The organism is Clostridium sp. Marseille-P2415 (assembly GCF_900155545.1).
GTDB lineage: Bacteria > Bacillota > Clostridia > Lachnospirales > Lachnospiraceae > Lacrimispora.
Genome location: NZ_LT732526.1, coordinates 3847748 through 3866155, shown reverse-complemented (window position 1 = coordinate 3866155; position 18408 = coordinate 3847748). Strand labels below are relative to the sequence as shown.

The window sequence follows — 18408 nt, the reverse complement described above, 5'->3', positions numbered from 1 at the left end:
CCCGCCTTCGGCAGCTCCCTCCTTGCGGTTGGGTCACTGACTTCGGGCGTTACCAACTCCCATGGTGTGACGGGCGGTGTGTACAAGACCCGGGAACGTATTCACCGCGGCATTCTGATCCGCGATTACTAGCGATTCCAGCTTCATGTAGTCGAGTTGCAGACTACAATCCGAACTGAGACGTTATTTTTGGGATTTGCTCCACCTCGCGGCTTCGCCTCCCTTTGTTTACGCCATTGTAGCACGTGTGTAGCCCAAATCATAAGGGGCATGATGATTTGACGTCATCCCCACCTTCCTCCAGGTTATCCCTGGCAGTCTCCTCAGAGTGCCCAGCTTTACCTGCTGGCTACTAAGGATAAGGGTTGCGCTCGTTGCGGGACTTAACCCAACATCTCACGACACGAGCTGACGACAACCATGCACCACCTGTCTGGAATGCCCCGAAGGGAAGGTCCCGTTACGGACCGGTCATTCCGATGTCAAGACTTGGTAAGGTTCTTCGCGTTGCTTCGAATTAAACCACATGCTCCACCGCTTGTGCGGGTCCCCGTCAATTCCTTTGAGTTTCATTCTTGCGAACGTACTCCCCAGGTGGAATACTTATTGCGTTTGCGGCGGCACCGAAGAGCTTTGCTCCCCAACACCTAGTATTCATCGTTTACGGCGTGGACTACCAGGGTATCTAATCCTGTTTGCTCCCCACGCTTTCGAGCCTCAACGTCAGTTACAGTCCAGTAAGCCGCCTTCGCCACTGGTGTTCCTCCTAATATCTACGCATTTCACCGCTACACTAGGAATTCCACTTACCTCTCCTGCACTCCAGCTCCACAGTTTCCAAAGCAGTCCCGGGGTTGAGCCCCGGGCTTTCACTCCAGACTTGCAGCGCCGTCTACGCTCCCTTTACACCCAGTAAATCCGGATAACGCTTGCCCCCTACGTATTACCGCGGCTGCTGGCACGTAGTTAGCCGGGGCTTCTTAGTCAGGTACCGTCATTTTCTTCCCTGCTGATAGACCTTTACATACCGAAATACTTCTTCAGTCACGCGGCGTCGCTGGATCAGGGTTTCCCCCATTGTCCAATATTCCCCACTGCTGCCTCCCGTAGGAGTTTGGGCCGTGTCTCAGTCCCAATGTGGCCGGTCACCCTCTCAGGTCGGCTACTGATCGTCGGCTTGGTGGGCCGTTACCTCACCAACTACCTAATCAGACGCGGGTCCATCTCATACCACCGGAGTTTTTCGCACCGTGCCATGCAGCACTGTGCGCTTATGCGGTATTAGCAGTCGTTTCCAACTGTTATCCCCCTGTATGAGGCAGGTTACCCACGCGTTACTCACCCGTCCGCCGCTCAGTCAGTTTGGATTCCACCCGAAGGCTTCCTCCAAACTGCTTCGCTCGACTTGCATGTGTTAAGCACGCCGCCAGCGTTCATCCTGAGCCAGGATCGAACTCTCATATTATAATGTTGTTCAATCCGGGGTCAAAATCAACTAACTAGCTAATTTATTTCCCGTTTTACTTGTTGTTTGGTTCGTATACAATTGCTTGTATTCGTTCTGAATTTTCTCATTCAAAGCCATCAAACATGGCTTATTTTTTAGAATTTTCAGGGTTTTACATACTGTTCAATCTTCTGTTTTCAAAGTGCTTTTTGCTGTCATTTACTCAACCAGCAACTCATGTAGTATATCATGCAGTCACTTTTTTGTCAACAGCTTTTTTTAATTTTCATCAATCTATTTCATTGATTGCCGGTACTGTGTATCTCGCACCGGGTCTTTAATATAACATGTCCGATTGATATTGTCAAGAAAATTTGTGTCATTTATTCAAACAATTTTTTCAACGGTTTTATCCCCACTATATATGTGCGTTTTTCCCCAATTTTTCTATATTTTGTGGTATATGGAAAAACCTACAAGTAAGGGCATTCCCGCCCGCGCTTGTAGATTTGTTTTAATTGCATATATGATAAATACAATTTCTTCCTTACATCAATCCCTGCAGGACTCCCAGAACCATCAGATTCAGAAAATTATGGCTGTATAAAAAGGACAGCCACTTACTCCCTTCAATCTGCCGGATCAGCGTAAGGCCCCACCCGGTGCCGGAGAAAGCGGTTATGACCAGACAGGCAAGCCATAAAAAGACGAGCCCTTCCATACCACCAAGCAAAGCGCCGGCTAATTTATTGATTCCGGACAGGATCGGCAGCCTTGCGATGATATCCAGCCATCGCATGATCAGCCTGGCAGCCAGATAAACAGCGGCAAATAACAGTACAAATCCCACGGAATTGAGAATTACATCCGCCAGATAACTTCCAATATAGTCCGTGAACGCCTGAACCCCAAGCATCTGATACATTTCACTATTATTATTTTCAATCAGCGCCGTCTTGATATTCTGAGGTAATTCAAGGTTTTCAATAATCGTTCGCTGGACGGAAGGAACGCCCGATGTCTCACCGGCTGAATTCTCTTCCTGTTCCAAGCCTACGGACTTTTTCATATTCTCAGAAATCGTCTGCTGCAAGCTTGTATTTTCTTTTAAAAATCCTGTTACAGCGGGTAAAGATACCCGGACAATGGTAAGCGATAAGACTACCGCCAGCATTGATACTACTAACCGGATAAATCCCCTGCGATGTCCATAAAGAACCATTCCCAAAAGATAGATTCCGGCTACAACAGATAACCAGTTTTCCATATAAAGCCTCGCCATTATTCTATCCCAAATACGAATCGGTTGATAGCTGCCGCCACCCCGTCTTCATCATTGGTACACGTTACGTAGTCTGCAGCTGCAAGGAGCTCTTCCTGTCCATTTCCCATAGCCACTCCGATTCCAGCCTTACGGATCATGGAGAAATCATTTTCCCCGTCACCTATGGCCATGGTCTGCTCCTTCTTGATCCCTAAATGGGAAGCAAGCCGAAGAAGGGCAGCCCCCTTTGTTGCACCCGGATCATTGATTTCCAGATTATTATAAATAGAGGAAGTGACTAAAATATCATCCCGTTTCTCCAATTCGGCTCTTAGTTTGGCGCGTTCTTCCATATCCGGGAAAAACAAATTAATTTTTTCCACAGGCTTATGGCTTGTTTCCACGAACTCCATGATATTTGGATAGAGGTCCCGGGTCTGGCGGACCATTTCCTGTAATTCGGGAGACAAACAGTACTCCGGCAGATGTTCGAAAAAGCGGGGTTCCGTTATTCCGCGCCGGTCTATGTACGGATCGTACATAACATGGTACGAATCCACGAACCGCAAGAGCTCCAATGCCAGTTCCCAGGATAACATCCGGGCATCAATCGCTTTCTTCTCTTCCATATCCTCAATTACCGCTCCATTGGTGGTAATTGCATAACGGACTCCGGGAATCGCTTTTACTTCCGAAGGAATTCCAGAAACGGTCCTTCCCGTGCAGGGAACAACTGCGATCCCTTTTTGAGTACACAGGGAAAGCGCCTGGCGGTTGGCATCGGAGAGATTCTTTTTGCTGTTTAAAAGGGTCCCGTCTAAGTCCAGTGCAATGAGTCTAATATCCACTTTTCTGCTCCAATTAATAAATAAAATGTTCTTCTTTTAAAATAAGAAGGCCGTCTTTGTCATATTTCGTAGAAAACAGACCCTTGATCCGTTTCCCAATAGAGGGCTTTTCCGCCCGGTCTGCCGCTTCTTCGATCAGGCTTTCTGCATTGGCTCTGCTCAGAGGAACGCCATCCTCCTCCATGATCTCAATTCTTTCATATAGTGCCAGCATGCTTTTTCCGGTAATGCTGCAGTCAATCTCATTGGCATAACGGCAGGCATACTGGGCAAATTCATCAATGTCCATCTCCTCGCCATGAAAGCCCGGACCTGCTTCATCCCGGACGGATGGACGTTCTTCGGCATCTTCTTCGTAGAAGTCATCCTCTTCATAGCCCTCGTCTACCCTATAATCGTCTTCCTGCCAGGAGCCCTCTTCACCGGGATACCCCTGGTCCCCATATCCTTCATAGAACTCCTCATGAACTTTTTCATTATAAACAGGAACCGGAGCTTCATACACAAGAGTCCTGGAGGCTTTTAAGGGCTTTTGCACCGGCTCTTTCTCCGGTAACTCCACCCTTATATCTTCTTTTACACGGAGGGCCGGTGTTTCTTCGCCGCTTCCGATACACTCAAACTTGCTTGCAAGCACAGAATGCTCGCAGTGCAATGCTTCCATTTGTTTGGGATTATCAATGAGAACTACGATCATACCGCTTGTATCGCGATCCATCAATTCATTCAATTCTTCCAGAGCTTCCGGCGTTAAATCCCCTGCTTCTTCAATCACCAGGTCCTTCCCGGCCAGCTTGTCTGCAGAAGCCAGAACTCCGCGTTTGGACAGCTTCGATCCGGTGATCTTAGCAACAGAATTTTTCACTCCGTTTTCTTTGTGAATCTGTTTTAAAGCATCAACCGCAATCTGCAGCCCTTTTTCCGGAGTTCTCGCCTCTATCATCAGATGGTTTCGAACCGGCATCTCCTCTGCTTCGTCTTCGTCTTCCTCGTAAAGGTCTTCAAACTCCAGCACATCCTCTTCGCTGAACTCTGGGGAGTTATGTTCCCAGCCTGCTTCTTCCTCGTTTGCAGCTGTGTTTAAAGCTTCATACGGTTGCTCTGATTCCTCTTCCATCTCATGATAAGGCTCTTCCGGCTGATCATAAACGATTTCTTCCGGGTCGGCATCTTCTTCCTGCTGATAGAACTCTTCAGAATCTTCGGCAGTCGCGGCAGACTGGCGGCCATCATAATCCGGTTCATCTTCCTCAATTACCGGCTCTGAAAAATAAGCCGATGGTTCTTCATTCTCCGGCAGATACATTCCCGTTGATCCTGGCATAGCATTCAAAGGGCGGCCCACCCGCCTGATATCTTCCAACACCCTCGTGTGTTCCATCATGGATTCTTCCTGGATCACCGGTTCCTCATAAGAAATTCTGGACATTTCCCTTGCCAGGCTTTCCTCGACCGCCTCCTCCTGCATTCTTGCCTCCAGATTATCCCCCATGGGATTCTCTTCCAGCGTCATGTCATGATAGGGCTCTGGTTCCGGATCAGCCATCGGTTCTTCTTCATAATATTCTTCTTCCGGCTCCGGTTCCGGATCCCGTCTTTTTTCTGTACCATATTCCTGCTCAACCGCGCGCAGTTTCGCCTCATACTTGTCCCGGTTCTCCACAAGGTCTATCTGGTAGTTGGTAAGGGGTGCATATTGTATTTTTAAATCCATGGCCTTATCTACATATTTTCCAAGACCAAACATCAGCATGATCCGGTCGCAGGTATCCACGCAGCGGTCAGGCATACCTGCAAGGCTGTATAATTCAGCCAGCTCATACAGCCATTTCTCATCCAGTTCCACGCTTGTGTAAGACTCAAGGGAGTGGATGAGCTGCTGGGCCGGTGCTCCTTTTGCTTTTAAAATCATATAACGCAGCAGCTGTTGTCTTGGATCATCAGAGGCTAAGTCGCCAAATTCCTTGTAGTAGGCTTCCGCCTCTTCGATATTTCCCTCCTTGATCGCCAGCTCTGCCAGCTTATAAAGCAGCCGTTTCCCAATGGGGGCGCGTTCAAAAGCCATGAGAAGGATCTCCTTGGCTTCCTGGTAATCCTCATTTTTCTCATAGACCATAGCTACCATGGAAAGCAGATTGGTGTTGCGGACTCTTCTCCAGTCTATTGTGTCGGCTATTTTCATGGCCGTCTCAAAGTCGTTTTTGCCGACCAGTTTTTTAATCTGTTCAACCTTTATATTAAACTCGTACTTATCCATTATTTTGCATCTCCTAACAAGGCGAATGAGTTACAGTTCAACCCGGCCTTCCAGGGCCCGTAACAATGTCACCTCATCTATGTACTCTAAGTCTCCGCCAACGGGAACTCCGCTGGCTATACGGGTTACCCTGATTCCTGTCGGTTTGATCAGCTTGCTGATATACATGGCTGTCGTCTCACCCTCAAGACTGGAATTCGTGGCAATGATCACCTCTTCCACATCTCCCTGCAGTCTCTGCATCAATTCTTTTAACTTTATATCATTGGGTCCTATTCCCAGCATGGGGGATATGGCCCCGTGCAGCACATGATAAACGCCGTCGAATTTTCCGGTTTTTTCATAGGCGGCTAAGTCCCTGGTATCTTCCACTACCATGATCATCTTATGGTTGCGCTTTTCGCTCCGGCAGATCGGGCATCGTTCCTGATCCGTCAGGGTGAAGCATTCCTTGCAGTAATGGACATTACGTTTTGCTTCTGTAATGGAGGCAGCAAGGCCTGCCACTTGTTCCTCCGGCATGTTGATAATATGAAACGCCAGGCGCTGTGCGGATTTACTGCCAATGCCCGGAAGCTTGGACAGCTCTTCTATTAATCTTGTTATCTGACTGCTGTAATAATCCATAGTTAGAACGGAAAGCCTCCGCCTAATCCGCCAAGGCCGCCGGTTAATTTAGCCATAGCGGAGCTGCTGTCCTCTTCCATCTGGCGGAATGCCTCATTGGTCGCCGCCATAATTAAATCCTCCAGCATCTCGATGTCATCCGGATCCACAACCTCCTGGGATAATTTAACTGCCGTCACTTCTTTTTTCCCTGAAACAGTGACTGAAACGGCTCCGCCGCCTGCTGTGGCTGTATATTCCTTATCTTCCAGCTCTTTTGTTGTTTCTTCCATCTGGCGCTGCATTTTCTGAGCCTGCTTCATTAAATTATTCATATTGCCAGGCATGCCGCCTGAAAAACCGCCACGTTTTGCCATGGTGTGTATCCTCCTATATTTTCATAATCTTTATTAATCTTCTATGGTTATATCCATTAAAATATTAGCTTTTAATTCTTCATCGCTTACATAAACGGTGTCCAGCCGTTCTCCTCCGCCCCGAAGCCTGGTTTTAAAGGCTATGGACTTCTGGTAATGGTCCTCCACATACCGCTCGATATCCGCGAGCGTTGCAGGCCTGCTTCCAATCGTGTAATTGCTATGGTCTGAAAAGACAACACAAAGACAGCTTTCTCCTGCCGGTTCTACCACCGTATCCCGGAAACTGGCCCGGATCGGTCCTCCCAATTCCCGTATGATCTTGCCCCATTCACTGCGGATCAGATTCAAATCTTCCAGCTGACCCTTAGGAAGGGCCACCCGTTCCGCAGGGGTTGACTCGTTAGATGCGTCTCCGTCTTCTTTCCCTTCCTCTGCTCCGGGGCTGCCGGAAGACGCTTTTATCATGACGCCGCTTTCCAGCTGTTTTTCGATGTTCGTTATTCGCTGAAGTATGGAATCTAAATTCTGTTCCATCTGGGGACGGGTGAGCTTTATTAATGCAACTTCAATGAGGACCCGTTTCTGGGAAGCATAACGGAGTTGATTGGAAAGATCCGAGAATACCCGGATATACCGTAAAAGCGTCTCATTATCCGCAAGCCCGCTGTCCTCTTTTAAAAGGTTTCTGTTCTCCGTTGACATATCCAGCAGGTTTTCTGCATCTTCTACGGATTTTAATATCAAAAGGTTTCTTAAATACCAGATAAAGTCAATTACAAACTGGCTCAACTCGCGCCCCTGGATCACCAGCTCCTCAAGACAGGTAATGCAGTCTTTGGTCCGGTTCTCCACAACCGCACGGTACATCTTGCCGAACACCGTAATGTCTACGGCACCCAGAACATCTAAAACATTGTCATAGGTCAGCAGTTCTCCGTAATGGAAGGCCGCACACTGATCCAAAAGACTTAAAGCATCACGCAAAGCGCCATCCGCCGCCTTGGCAATATAAGTAAGGGCTCTTTCCTCAACCTGCATATGTTCTGCGGCCGTCAGTTCCTTCAAGTGCTCAACAATGGTTTCCACCGTAATGCGCTTAAAATCATACCGCTGGCACCTTGATAAGACCGTCACAGGAATCTTCTGGACTTCTGTGGTCGCCAGAATAAATATAACATAAGAAGGCGGTTCTTCCAAGGTCTTTAACAGCGCATTAAATGCCCCCGTAGAAAGCATATGAACTTCATCGATAATATAAACCCGGTATTTTCCTTCCGTAGGCGGATATTGGACTTCTTCCCGTATCTCCCTGATGTTCTCCACGCCATTGTTTGATGCGGCATCGATTTCCACTACATTAAGGGACGCCCCTGCTGCAATGTTCTTACAGGTCTTACATTCCCCACACGGGCTTCCGTCTACCGGCTGTTCGCAGTTCACCGCTTTTGCAAAAATCTTGGCTATACTGGTCTTACCGGTACCTCTTGTTCCGCAAAACAGATATGCATGCCCGATACGATCGGATACTATCTGGTTTTTCAATGTCTGTACGATATGGTCCTGGCCCTTAACATCCGAAAAAGAAGGGGGGCGCCATTTCCGATACAATGCCGTATATGACATGCCTGTTAACTCCTTATTCGTCGCCGAAGCTGATGCCTATCATCTTGGCTTCCCTTACGATAGAGCTTTCCGGATCGACTGTTTTTAATTTTCCGGCTACATCGGCTAGCGGAAGTTTAACAATCTCGTTGTTATTCACCGCAACCATATATCCGTATTCTTTGTTCTTTATGAGCTCTGCTGCCTCTGCCCCTAAGCGGGTGGAAATCACTCTGTCATAGGGGCATGGCTCGCCGCCTCTCTGCATATGGCCCGGTACGGTAACCCGCACCTCTTGTCCGGTACGCTCTGTGATCTGCGCTCCGATCTCATATGCTATAGAAGGGTAAACCATTCCGCTCTTCTTTTTTTCTTTTAACTCTTTTTTGGTCAGGCGTGCATCCTCCTTGGAAATAGCTCCTTCGGCAACGGCCAGGATGGAGAATCGTTTGCCGTCCCTGCTCCTGCTCTTTATGGCTTCTACCACAATGTCCAGGTCATAAGGGATCTCCGGAAGCAGAATGATGTCAGCCCCGCCGGCAATCCCTGCATACAGGGTGAGCCAGCCGACCTTGTGTCCCATGACTTCTACTATGAACACACGTCCATGGGAAGCCGCTGTGGTATGGATGCAATCTATGGCATTGGTCGCCACATTGACTGCGCTCTGGAAACCAAAGCTAATGTCGGTTCCCCACAAATCATTATCAATGGTCTTTGGAAGCGAAACCACATTTAACCCTTCCTCCCGAAGAAGATTGGCCGTCTTCTGGCTTCCGTTGCCTCCTAATACCACCAGGCATTCCAGCTTCAGCTTTTTATAGGTGCGTTTCATGGCTTCCACCTTATCAAGACCGCTCTCGTCAGGTGTCCGCATAAGTTTAAACGGCTGTCTGGAGGTGCCAAGAATGGTTCCGCCTTTTGTCAGAATTCCTGAAAACTCTTCCGGCTTCATTACGCGGTAATCTGCATAAATAAGTCCTTTATAACCATCTTCAAATCCAACAATCTCGATATCGTCTGACATCCGGTACAAAGCCTTTGCCACACCGCGCATGGTCGCATTCAGACTCTGACAGTCGCCTCCGCTTGTAAGCATTCCAACTCTTATCATGAAAGCACACCTCTTCTTTGATTCGATTTGTCATTAGGAAATAGGTACTATTATACCCATTTTATTCTCAATTATAATACAAAGGGGAATGTGGGGCAAGGGAAAACTTTATTTCATAAGAAATGTAAGAAAATATTAAAAATGAAAATTCCGAATTTCAAAAGACACCGCAAAAACAGTTTCCTGCTCCCCGGCGTCTGAAGTTTCATTATTATATATATTTAATCCGTGCGTCTCACTTTGAACCGCTATCACAGGCGTTACCCTGACAGTTAACTCAGTCCAGGCACCCTCACGGCACACAGAAAATTCCACTTAGTGCTGCTGCATTCCTGCCCTGACACGGTTCATGAAGATCTGTTGCGTAAGACCCAAACGTCATCGCCACTTATCAGGGGCAGCCCTGCAATAGCCGGCCCTGGGTGAGACATCACCCCTGCTGGAGCGGATTGCAGGTACAGGGCACCGCTATCTCCCCGGCTGCACGGAAGCTTTATGACATAATAGGTTGAATCGCTGTTTAGTATACATGGAAAAGGAAAGGTTGTCAAGGATTTAAAGGGTATTTGCTTCTTCCAGTTTTTGTTTTTTCATTTCACGCAGTTCTTTAAAAAAGTTTTTCATCATTTGGGAACACGTTTCTCCCAATACGCCGATTTCCGTCTCCACCTGATGATTAAAGCCTTCCTCGTGAAGCATATCAAGCACCGATCCCGCACAGCCTGCCTTGGAATTCATGCAGCCGATGACGACTCTTGGAATCCTGGCCTGGACAATGGCTCCGGCGCACATGGGGCACGGCTCAAGGGTGACGTACATGGTACATCCCTCAAGCCTCCAGTCTCCCATCTTTTTGCAGGCCTTGCGAATGGCATTGATTTCCGCGTGGGATAAGACATTTTTATCTATGGTACGGCGGTTGTAGCCCCGGGCGATGATTTTCTCTTCATAAACGATTACACAGCCGATGGGGACCTCGCCTATGGCACTGGCTTTTTGGGCTTCTCTTACTGCTGCGCGCATATATTTCTCATCTGTGGTCATGTTTGTTCCTCTTTGCTTTTAAATGTGGTATACTGGATATAGTATATCACGAAACAAAGGAATGGTGAAGGTATGAAACTATGCGGTCTTCAAAAAACTACGCTCTTAGACTTTCCCGGCCATGTGGCTGCCACGGTCTTTCTCGGCGGCTGCAATTTCCGCTGTCCCTTCTGCCATAACAGCGGACTGCTGGGCAATGAGACTGAATCCACATTTACAAAAGAGGATATTTTGAATTTTTTAAAGAAAAGAAAGGGGATTTTAGAAGGAGTCTGCATAACAGGCGGAGAACCCACCCTGGAAGAGGATTTAGAACCGTTTATCAAGGAAATACGGGAGCTGGGCTATCTCATCAAGCTGGATACAAACGGTTATCAGCCTGAAGTTTTAAAATATCTGGTCCTGCATGGACTTTTGGACTATGTAGCAATGGATATCAAAGCCGGCAGGGAAAATTACTCCAAAGCGGCGGGGGTCTGCAGTCTAAAAATTAAAAACATTGAGGAAAGCGCAGCCTTTTTAATTACCGGAACGGTACCATACGAATTCCGTACCACAGCGGTAAAAGGAATTCACGGCCCTCATGATTTTCAGGACATCGGCAGATGGCTGGCCGGATGCTCTCATTATTATCTGCAGAATTTTGCGGATTCGGACCAGGTCTTATGTCCTGGTTTCCAGTCTTTCTCCAAAGAAGAGCTGGAAGAATTCTTGAACATACTGAAGCCATTTATACCCAATGCCATGCTGCGTGGTATTGATGACTGACAGGGGCATAACAGCGGGGGGCTTTAATCAGCCCCCCAATTTTACATCGGTATACCAGAATCCAAACCTGCCATCTTCCATGGGCTGTTCTTTGGACAGCACAAAATTCGGGAAACCGAACATGGAAGCCATATAACGTTCATTGCTGTAATAATGACCCGGAATTCCCAAAAGATAACGAGGTGTTCCATTCGGATTAAGAAGCTTAGCCAGGATTAAGTAACGGTAATTGTAGTACCCGTGCAGAAGGAAGCTGTTATTGCCGTAAACCCAGGATTCCCTTGGAAGGAGACCAATATCCTGAGGCTTGACGGTCAGAATCTCACATCCATCCTCATAATCAAACGCAAGAATCCGGGTATGTTCACGTTTCAGTTTCTCCCAAACCAGCTCATGGGAATTTTCTTCCTGATCTTCACTCTGGCTCAGACGCTCCAATTCAGCCGGATTTCCCAGCTTCGTCTGAACTTCACTGCTATTCCTGTTTTCTTTTATGACGGCATCCGCCCGGTAACAGATGGTATTATCCATGGCCTCCTGATTGTTATAGGGAACATCAGGCTCACCAAATGTTAATTTTCTCTCACGGTAATCTGTTGCCTCAGTATTCACCGGCTCTGCTTCATCTACCTGCGTCTCATTCAGACTTTCTTCCTGTCCGTCATTTTGCCAATTTCCGGATATCGGTCTTATTGCAGATGGACGGGTTCCCGGCTGAACTCCTGGCATTGGTCCTGTCATTGTTGGAATGGTTCCCTGACGGCCTCCCGGTATTGGTCCTGTCATTGTTGGAACAGTTCCCTGACGACCTCCCGGTATCGGTCCTGTCATTGTTGGAACGGTTCCCGGCTGGACTCCCGGTATTGGTTCTGTCATTGTAGGCACAGTTCCCGGCTGGACTCCTGGTATCGGTCCTGTTATTGTCGGTATGGTTCCCTGACGGCCTCCTGGTATCGGTCCTGTTATTGTCGGTATGGTTCCCTGACGGCCTCCNTATGAACACACGTCCATGGGAAGCCGCTGTGGTATGGATGCAATCTATGGCATTGGTCGCCACATTGACTGCGCTCTGGAAACCAAAGCTAATGTCGGTTCCCCACAAATCATTATCAATGGTCTTTGGAAGCGAAACCACATTTAACCCTTCCTCCCGAAGAAGATTGGCCGTCTTCTGGCTTCCGTTGCCTCCTAATACCACCAGGCATTCCAGCTTCAGCTTTTTATAGGTGCGTTTCATGGCTTCCACCTTATCAAGACCGCTCTCGTCAGGTGTCCGCATAAGTTTAAACGGCTGTCTGGAGGTGCCAAGAATGGTTCCGCCTTTTGTCAGAATTCCTGAAAACTCTTCCGGCTTCATTACGCGGTAATCTGCATAAATAAGTCCTTTATAACCATCTTCAAATCCAACAATCTCGATATCGTCTGACATCCGGTACAAAGCCTTTGCCACACCGCGCATGGTCGCATTCAGACTCTGACAGTCGCCTCCGCTTGTAAGCATTCCAACTCTTATCATGAAAGCACACCTCTTCTTTGATTCGATTTGTCATTAGGAAATAGGTACTATTATACCCATTTTATTCTCAATTATAATACAAAGGGGAATGTGGGGCAAGGGAAAACTTTATTTCATAAGAAATGTAAGAAAATATTAAAAATGAAAATTCCGAATTTCAAAAGACACCGCAAAAACAGTTTCCTGCTCCCCGGCGTCTGAAGTTTCATTATTATATATATTTAATCCGTGCGTCTCACTTTGAACCGCTATCACAGGCGTTACCCTGACAGTTAACTCAGTCCAGGCACCCTCACGGCACACAGAAAATTCCACTTAGTGCTGCTGCATTCCTGCCCTGACACGGTTCATGAAGATCTGTTGCGTAAGACCCAAACGTCATCGCCACTTATCAGGGGCAGCCCTGCAATAGCCGGCCCTGGGTGAGACATCACCCCTGCTGGAGCGGATTGCAGGTACAGGGCACCGCTATCTCCCCGGCTGCACGGAAGCTTTATGACATAATAGGTTGAATCGCTGTTTAGTATACATGGAAAAGGAAAGGTTGTCAAGGATTTAAAGGGTATTTGCTTCTTCCAGTTTTTGTTTTTTCATTTCACGCAGTTCTTTAAAAAAGTTTTTCATCATTTGGGAACACGTTTCTCCCAATACGCCGATTTCCGTCTCCACCTGATGATTAAAGCCTTCCTCGTGAAGCATATCAAGCACCGATCCCGCACAGCCTGCCTTGGAATTCATGCAGCCGATGACGACTCTTGGAATCCTGGCCTGGACAATGGCTCCGGCGCACATGGGGCACGGCTCAAGGGTGACGTACATGGTACATCCCTCAAGCCTCCAGTCTCCCATCTTTTTGCAGGCCTTGCGAATGGCATTGATTTCCGCGTGGGATAAGACATTTTTATCTATGGTACGGCGGTTGTAGCCCCGGGCGATGATTTTCTCTTCATAAACGATTACACAGCCGATGGGGACCTCGCCTATGGCACTGGCTTTTTGGGCTTCTCTTACTGCTGCGCGCATATATTTCTCATCTGTGGTCATGTTTGTTCCTCTTTGCTTTTAAATGTGGTATACTGGATATAGTATATCACGAAACAAAGGAATGGTGAAGGTATGAAACTATGCGGTCTTCAAAAAACTACGCTCTTAGACTTTCCCGGCCATGTGGCTGCCACGGTCTTTCTCGGCGGCTGCAATTTCCGCTGTCCCTTCTGCCATAACAGCGGACTGCTGGGCAATGAGACTGAATCCACATTTACAAAAGAGGATATTTTGAATTTTTTAAAGAAAAGAAAGGGGATTTTAGAAGGAGTCTGCATAACAGGCGGAGAACCCACCCTGGAAGAGGATTTAGAACCGTTTATCAAGGAAATACGGGAGCTGGGCTATCTCATCAAGCTGGATACAAACGGTTATCAGCCTGAAGTTTTAAAATATCTGGTCCTGCATGGACTTTTGGACTATGTAGCAATGGATATCAAAGCCGGCAGGGAAAATTACTCCAAAGCGGCGGGGGTCTGCAGTCTAAAAATTAAAAACATTGAGGAAAGCGCAGCCTTTTTAATTACCGGAACGGTACCATACGAATTCCGTACCACAGCGGTAAAAGGAATTCACGGCCCTCATGATTTTCAGGACATCGGCAGATGGCTGGCCGGATGCTCTCATTATTATCTGCAGAATTTTGCGGATTCGGACCAGGTCTTATGTCCTGGTTTCCAGTCTTTCTCCAAAGAAGAGCTGGAAGAATTCTTGAACATACTGAAGCCATTTATACCCAATGCCATGCTGCGTGGTATTGATGACTGACAGGGGCATAACAGCGGGGGGCTTTAATCAGCCCCCCAATTTTACATCGGTATACCAGAATCCAAACCTGCCATCTTCCATGGGCTGTTCTTTGGACAGCACAAAATTCGGGAAACCGAACATGGAAGCCATATAACGTTCATTGCTGTAATAATGACCCGGAATTCCCAAAAGATAACGAGGTGTTCCATTCGGATTAAGAAGCTTAGCCAGGATTAAGTAACGGTAATTGTAGTACCCGTGCAGAAGGAAGCTGTTATTGCCGTAAACCCAGGATTCCCTTGGAAGGAGACCAATATCCTGAGGCTTGACGGTCAGAATCTCACATCCATCCTCATAATCAAACGCAAGAATCCGGGTATGTTCACGTTTCAGTTTCTCCCAAACCAGCTCATGGGAATTTTCTTCCTGATCTTCACTCTGGCTCAGACGCTCCAATTCAGCCGGATTTCCCAGCTTCGTCTGAACTTCACTGCTATTCCTGTTTTCTTTTATGACGGCATCCGCCCGGTAACAGATGGTATTATCCATGGCCTCCTGATTGTTATAGGGAACATCAGGCTCACCAAATGTTAATTTTCTCTCACGGTAATCTGTTGCCTCAGTATTCACCGGCTCTGCTTCATCTACCTGCGTCTCATTCAGACTTTCTTCCTGTCCGTCATTTTGCCAATTTCCGGATATCGGTCTTATTGCAGATGGACGGGTTCCCGGCTGAACTCCTGGCATTGGTCCTGTCATTGTTGGAATGGTTCCCTGACGGCCTCCCGGTATTGGTCCTGTCATTGTTGGAACAGTTCCCTGACGACCTCCCGGTATCGGTCCTGTCATTGTTGGAACGGTTCCCGGCTGGACTCCCGGTATTGGTTCTGTCATTGTAGGCACAGTTCCCGGCTGGACTCCTGGTATCGGTCCTGTTATTGTCGGTATGGTTCCCTGACGGCCTCCTGGTATCGGTCCTGTTATTGTCGGTATGGTTCCCTGACGGCCTCCCGGCATTGGTCCTGTCATTGTTGGCACAGTTCCCTGACGGCCTCCTGGTATCGGTCCTGTCATTGTTGGAACGGTTCCCGGCTGGCCTCCTGGTATTGGTCCTGTCATTGTTGGCACAGTTCCCGGCTGTACTCCCGGTATCGGTCCCGTCATTGTTGGTATGGTTACCTGACGGCCTCCCGGTATTGGTCCTGTCATTGTCGGTATGGTTCCCTGGCGGCCTCCTGGTATTGGTCCTGTCATCGTAGGCACAGTTCCCTGACGGCCCCCCGGTATCGGCCCTGTCGTCGTCGGAACAGTTCCCTGACGGCCTCCCGGTATTGGTCCTGTCATTGTTGGCACAGTTCCCGGCTGGACTCCTGGTATTGGTCCTGTTATTGTCGGTATGGTTCCCTGACGGCCTCCCGGTATTGGTCCTGTCATTGTCGGCACAGTTCCCTGACGGCCTCCTGGCATCGGCCCTGTCATTGTAGGTATGGTTACCGGCTGCCCTCCTGGTATCGGCCCTGTCGTCGTTGGAACAGTTCCCTGACGGCCTCCCGGTATTGGTCCCGTCATTGTCGGCACAGTTCCAGGCTGGCCTCCCGGTATTGGTCCCGTCATTATCGGTACAGTTCCAGGCCGGCTTCCCGGTATTGGTCCCGTCATTGTCGGTATGGTTACCTGCCGGTCTCCCGGTATTGGTCCTGTCATTGTCGGCACAGTTCCAGGACGGCTCCCCGGTATTGGTCCTGTCATTGTCGGCACAGTTCCAGGACGGCCTCCCGGTATTGGTCCTGTCATTGTCGGTACAGTTCCCGGTATTGGCCCCGTCATTGTCGGCACAGTTCCAGGACGGCTTCCCGGTATTGGTCCTGTCATTGCCGGAACAGTTCCAGGACGGCTTCCCGGTATTGGTCCCGTCATTGTCGGCACAGTTCCCGGCTGACCTCCCGGTATTGGTCCTGTCATTGTCGGCACAGTTCCCGGCTGACCTCCCGGTATTGGTCCTGTCATTGTCGGTACAGTTCCCGGCTGACCTCCCGGTATTGGTCCTGTCGTTGCCGGAATAGTTCCCTGACGGCCTCCCGGCAACGGCCCTGTTGTTACTGGGCGTGTTCCCGGCTGACCTCCTGGCATTGGCCCTGTTGTTGCTGGACGGGTTCCCGGCATCGGCCCTGTTATTATTGTACTGGTATCCGGTATCGGCCCTGTTGTCGCCGGACGGGTCCCCGGCTGTCCCCCTGGCATCGGCCCTGTCATTACTGGTTGGGACCCCGCCTGTTCTTCCGGCATCGTTCCTGGCGGACTGGTACCCCGCTGCCACCATGGTATGGGTCCTGTTATGTTTGGACGAGTGTCCTGCTGCTGGGCTTCCACCGCTGGAGAGGCTTCCTGCAGCATTTCCGTCTGCAAATTCTCCCCTTCCGATCGCTGCTTTTCCTCCTGAATCAGGCTTTCCCCCGTCGCCTCAAGATCATCGGAAGAAGTCTCCGCCTCTTCTTCCTCTCCCGAAGCAGATGCCTGGTCAGCGGTCCGGGACTCATTGGTTCCCAGAGGGAACTCTTCTTCGATTTCACGTACCGCTCTCTTTATCTGTTCATCCGATATCGTGGCCTGGCCTTTCTCCTTTGACGAAGAAACCGTATTTTCCAAATCCACTTCTGCTGCGTGGGCAACAGCATCTTCCCATATGGTCGTATAGGAACGCCATGTATTTTTCACATCATGGATGGTCAGTCCGAAACACTGATCCATGCAAATACCGGAGTGCTCTATATCACTTGAAGATACTGCGGTTCTGAATTCACCGGAACCGCCGCGTATAAAAATATTTCCCAGGTATATTTCCTGATCTCCGGCTAATAAGTATACTCCGATGTCATTGCCGCCCACATATACCCTTTTGACACTGACCGTAATCTTGCACTGGATTCCTCTCGTCTCTATCTTGGCAAATCCGATGTTTTTTCCTTTGACTCCGCCTTCATAGGCATAAATATATGAGATTAGTCTTCGATAGTTAGACATGCCACCACTCCTTTATAATTATTTTATGCACAGGAATATTTTTACATGACAGGAATTGTTTGAAATTTCTTTTAAAATAGGGGAAATCCTGACTCTCCCGTAGTTTTAAATAATTTGGAAATGCAGTGGCGTACCCACAATTTACCCACAAATATATTTTATATTCTCTCAAAACGCAGAAAAGAGCCTCCTTCGGCTCTCTTCACAGATATTTAAAATGCTTTTGCGATCAGCTCCATTTCCTCCGCTCTGGTTGTTGGTAAAACATGAGAATATAGGTCCATGGTCATAGCCAAAGTGGAATGTCCCAAGATCGTTTTAAGGGTCTGGGGTTTCATCCCATTTTCTATGGCTCTGGTTGCGAATGTATGTCGGAAGCAGTGTGGAGTAAATCTACCAAACCTGGTACCAGCTTCATTGATTCTTTTCACGATTCGGTCTATCTCATTCTGAAACCTTCCCCTGCTGATCGGCGTTCCATCGGGAAGGTGAAAAATATATCCGTCCATTCTAAGCACTTTTTCCCCATAGGCTTGCTTTTCTTTTTCGATAATGGCTATCATGTCCTTGGTAAGGGGAATATCTCGCTTTGATGTGGCAGTCTTTGGAATGTCTTCAAAATACCCCCTTCCAGTGGCATATTTCAGGGTTCTTTGTATATGCAATAAGTTCGCTGCCTTGTCCACATCTGACAGCTTCAGGCCTCGGATTTCCCCGCTTCTCAGCCCGGTTCTGATTGTCAGGGCA

15 protein-coding genes, 1 rRNA gene, 2 other RNA genes and 1 pseudogene are annotated in these 18408 nt (G+C 48.4%); 2 read left to right on the top strand and 17 right to left on the bottom strand.

Annotated features, from left to right (window positions below; translation table 11 throughout):
* The 10 genes from BQ9856_RS22680 to tadA (BQ9856_RS22635) all read right to left on the bottom strand — a co-directional run bounded on the left by BQ9856_RS22680 (window position 1) and on the right by tadA (BQ9856_RS22635) (window position 10562).
* Window positions 1-1465 (bottom strand): 16S ribosomal RNA (locus BQ9856_RS22680).
* Between the two features lie 529 nt (window positions 1466-1994).
* Entirely contained in the window at window positions 1995-2714 is a 720-nt protein-coding gene (locus tag BQ9856_RS22675) for a CvpA family protein (protein WP_077613505.1), read from the bottom strand.
* Between the two features lie 14 nt (window positions 2715-2728).
* Complete coding sequence (locus tag BQ9856_RS22670) at window positions 2729-3559, bottom strand: Cof-type HAD-IIB family hydrolase (protein ID WP_077613019.1); 831 nt, start codon at window positions 3557-3559, stop codon at window positions 2729-2731.
* A 13-nt stretch (window positions 3560-3572) separates the two neighbouring features.
* Complete coding sequence (locus BQ9856_RS22665; protein WP_077613018.1) at window positions 3573-5816, bottom strand: tetratricopeptide repeat protein; 2244 nt, start codon at window positions 5814-5816, stop codon at window positions 3573-3575.
* Between the two features lie 30 nt (window positions 5817-5846).
* Entirely contained in the window at window positions 5847-6443 is a 597-nt protein-coding gene (gene recR / locus BQ9856_RS22660; protein ID WP_077613017.1) for a recombination mediator RecR, read from the bottom strand.
* 2 nt (window positions 6444-6445) lie between these two features.
* Complete coding sequence (locus BQ9856_RS22655; protein ID WP_077613016.1) at window positions 6446-6799, bottom strand: YbaB/EbfC family nucleoid-associated protein; 354 nt, start codon at window positions 6797-6799, stop codon at window positions 6446-6448.
* A 33-nt stretch (window positions 6800-6832) separates the two neighbouring features.
* Window positions 6833-8425: a DNA polymerase III subunit gamma/tau gene (gene dnaX / locus BQ9856_RS22650; protein WP_077613015.1), complete on the bottom strand. Its 1593-nt coding sequence runs from the start codon at window positions 8423-8425 to the stop codon at window positions 6833-6835.
* Window positions 8426-8438: 13 nt separating this feature from the next.
* Window positions 8439-9518: a 6-phosphofructokinase gene (locus BQ9856_RS22645; protein WP_077613014.1), complete on the bottom strand. Its 1080-nt coding sequence runs from the start codon at window positions 9516-9518 to the stop codon at window positions 8439-8441.
* 226 nt (window positions 9519-9744) lie between these two features.
* Window positions 9745-10006: signal recognition particle sRNA large type (ffs, locus tag BQ9856_RS22640), an RNA gene on the bottom strand.
* A gap of 67 nt (window positions 10007-10073) precedes the next feature.
* Window positions 10074-10562 carry a tRNA adenosine(34) deaminase TadA gene (gene tadA / locus BQ9856_RS22635; RefSeq protein ID WP_077613013.1) on the bottom strand — a complete coding sequence of 163 codons (489 nt, stop codon included), beginning with the start codon at window positions 10560-10562 and terminating at the stop codon, window positions 10074-10076.
* 72 nt (window positions 10563-10634) lie between these two features.
* Here tadA (BQ9856_RS22635) and BQ9856_RS22630 point away from each other — a divergent pair, with 72 nt between their 5' ends.
* Entirely contained in the window at window positions 10635-11330 is a 696-nt protein-coding gene (locus BQ9856_RS22630) for an anaerobic ribonucleoside-triphosphate reductase activating protein (protein ID WP_077613012.1), read from the top strand.
* Between the two features lie 27 nt (window positions 11331-11357).
* On the opposite strand, the gene BQ9856_RS22625 is transcribed toward BQ9856_RS22630, so the two are convergent.
* The 4 genes and pseudogenes from BQ9856_RS22625 to tadA (BQ9856_RS22610) form a co-directional block, all read right to left on the bottom strand.
* On the bottom strand, window positions 11358-11942 hold the full coding sequence (locus tag BQ9856_RS22625; RefSeq protein WP_442855566.1) for a DUF6128 domain-containing protein: 585 nt from the start codon (window positions 11940-11942) through the stop codon (window positions 11358-11360).
* A gap of 364 nt (window positions 11943-12306) precedes the next feature.
* Window positions 12307-12846, bottom strand: a pseudogene (locus BQ9856_RS25870) (6-phosphofructokinase); the annotation flags it as partial.
* Window positions 12847-13072: 226 nt separating this feature from the next.
* Window positions 13073-13334: signal recognition particle sRNA large type (gene ffs / locus BQ9856_RS22615), an RNA gene on the bottom strand.
* Between the two features lie 67 nt (window positions 13335-13401).
* Entirely contained in the window at window positions 13402-13890 is a 489-nt protein-coding gene (gene tadA, locus BQ9856_RS22610; protein WP_077613013.1) for a tRNA adenosine(34) deaminase TadA, read from the bottom strand.
* A 72-nt stretch (window positions 13891-13962) separates the two neighbouring features.
* On the opposite strand from tadA (BQ9856_RS22610), the gene BQ9856_RS22605 reads away from it, so the two are divergent.
* On the top strand, window positions 13963-14658 hold the full coding sequence (locus tag BQ9856_RS22605; RefSeq protein WP_077613012.1) for an anaerobic ribonucleoside-triphosphate reductase activating protein: 696 nt from the start codon (window positions 13963-13965) through the stop codon (window positions 14656-14658).
* A gap of 27 nt (window positions 14659-14685) precedes the next feature.
* On the opposite strand, the gene BQ9856_RS22600 is transcribed toward BQ9856_RS22605, so the two are convergent.
* The 3 genes from BQ9856_RS22600 to BQ9856_RS22590 all read right to left on the bottom strand — a co-directional run.
* Window positions 14686-15270, bottom strand: a complete 585-nt coding sequence (locus BQ9856_RS22600; RefSeq protein WP_442855566.1) for a DUF6128 domain-containing protein — start codon at window positions 15268-15270, stop codon at window positions 14686-14688.
* A gap of 49 nt (window positions 15271-15319) precedes the next feature.
* Complete coding sequence (locus BQ9856_RS24670; protein WP_077613011.1) at window positions 15320-16960, bottom strand: hypothetical protein; 1641 nt, start codon at window positions 16958-16960, stop codon at window positions 15320-15322.
* 913 nt (window positions 16961-17873) lie between these two features.
* The coding region (locus tag BQ9856_RS22590; RefSeq protein ID WP_139348807.1) for a site-specific integrase at window positions 17874-18408 on the bottom strand (535 nt) is incomplete at its 5' end.